This window comes from Frankia sp. AgKG'84/4 (assembly GCF_023242965.2).
GTDB lineage: Bacteria > Actinomycetota > Actinomycetes > Frankiales > Frankiaceae > Frankia.
The window spans coordinates 1-1,983 of sequence record NZ_JALKFU020000958.1; the positions used below are offsets into that span (position 1 = coordinate 1).

Consider the following 1,983-nt stretch of genomic DNA (forward strand, 5'->3'; position numbering starts at 1 on the left):
GCTGTCGCCCCGCGCCGCGCCGGGCGTGGGCGCTCCCGCCGCGGCGGGCCAACCGCCGGCGATCGAGTTCCGCGACCTGTGGTTCTCCTACACCGCGACGCCGGTGCTGCGCGGGGTGACGTTCGAGGTGCCGCGGCGGGGCCAGGTCGCGTTGATGGGGCCGTCCGGCGCGGGAAAGTCCACCATCGTCGAACTCATCGAACGGTTCTATGAGCCGGACGATGGCCTGCTCCTCTTCGGCGGCCGTGACGTGCGGTCGATCTCCCGGCACGAGGCCCGCGGCTGGGTGAACCTCGTCGAGCAGAACACCCCGGTCCTGCACGGGACGCTGCTGGACAACATCCTCTACGCCGATCCCGACGCCGGCGCGGACGACGTCGAGCGGGTCGTCGAGGCCGCCGGCCTGCGGGGCCTCGTCGACCGGCTGCCGCTGGGGCTCGGAACGCCCGTGGGGGACCACGGTGTGCTGCTTTCCGGCGGTGAACGACAGCGGGTCGCGGTGGCGCGGGCGCTGCTGCCGCAGCCGGCCGTGCTCCTGCTGGACGAGCCGACCTCGCAGCTCGACACCATCAGCGAACGGGCCCTGACCCGGGTGCTGCGGGGCATCGCGGCTGAGCGGGCCGTGCTGGTGATCGCGCACCGGATGTCCACCGTGCGGTCGGCGGACCACATCGTGGCGCTCGACCAGGGCCACGTCGTCGCCCAGGGCGGCCACGACGAACTGATGACGACCAGCGCCTTCTACCGCCGCCTGGCGTCCACCGCCCCAGAACCCGACCAGGCGCCACCCGGCTCATCCCCACCGTCTTGGCCCCACGCCGCGGCCGGCTGACCGGCCCGCCGGCGCCCGCCGCCACCGACACCCCCGACGGGCCGGCACGGGTTAGCCGCGCGGCGGCGTCAGCTCGGTCTTGCGGACCTTGCCGATCGCGTTGCGGGGCAGCTCGGCGACGAAGTGGATCTCCCGCGGCCGCTTGTGGACGGACAGCTCCCGGGCCACGAAATCGGTCAGCTCGGTACCCGCCGCGTCCGCGGCGCGCCCCGACGGCGCGAGTTCCGGCGCGACGACGAACGCGGTGATGCGCTGCCCGAGGTCGGCGTCGGGCAGGCCGACCACCGCCGCCTCCCGCACCCCGGGATGCGCGAGCAGCGCCGCCTCCACCTCGCCGGCGCCGATCCGGTAGCCACCGGACTTGATCAGATCGGTGGAGCGGCGCCCGACGATCCGGTGCCGTCCGGCCGCGTCGATCACCGCCGCGTCGCCGGTGCGGAACCAGCCGTCCGCGGTGAACGAGGCCGCGGTGGCCTCGGCCCGGCCCAGGTAGCCGTCGAACAGGGTCGCGCCACGGACCTGGAGCTCGCCGATGCTCTCCCCATCGCGGGGCAGCGGCGCCCCGGACTCGTCGTCGACCAGGCGCGTCTCGACACCGGGCAGCGCCGTTCCCACCCAGCCGGCCTGACGCTCGCCGTCCGCCCGGCTGCTCGTCGTGATCAGCGTTTCGGTCATGCCGTAGCGCTCGACGGGCATCATCCCGGTCAGCGCCCGCAGCCGCTCGCCGACCGGTACCGGCAGCGGCGCGCTGCCGGACACCAGCAGTCGCGCCCCTGCCAGCGCCCGCGCGCTCGTCGGGTCCTCGCACACCCTCGACCACACCGTCGGCACGCCGAAGTACAGGCTCCCGCCGGCCCCCGCGTACGCCGCGGGCGTCGGGCGGACCGTGTGCGTCAGCCGGCTGCCGACCCGCAGCGCGCCGAGCACCCCGAGCACGAGGCCGTGGACGTGGAACACCGGCAGGCCGTGCACCAGGGTGTCCTGCGCGGTCCACGCCCAGGCATCGGCGAGGGCGTCGAGGTCCGCGGCGATCGCGCCCGCCGAGAGCAGCACGCCCTTGGGCGCCCCGGTCGTCCCCGACGTGTACAGGATGAGCGCCGGCCGTTCGCCGCCCCCCGGGCCGGCGGGCGGGCCCGGCAGCGCCCCTGTCT

2 protein-coding genes are annotated in these 1,983 nt (G+C 75.5%); one reads left to right on the top strand and one right to left on the bottom strand.

Features of this window, described 5'->3' with window-relative positions:
* Positions 1–832: ABC transporter ATP-binding protein (locus MXD58_RS26325; RefSeq protein WP_250610457.1), on the top strand; the 832-nt coding region annotated here is incomplete at its 5' end.
* Between the two features lie 51 nt (positions 833–883).
* On the opposite strand, the gene MXD58_RS26330 is transcribed toward MXD58_RS26325, so the two are convergent.
* Positions 884–1,983 (bottom strand): AMP-binding protein (locus MXD58_RS26330; protein ID WP_250610464.1); only part of this gene is annotated, 1,100 nt, incomplete at its 5' end.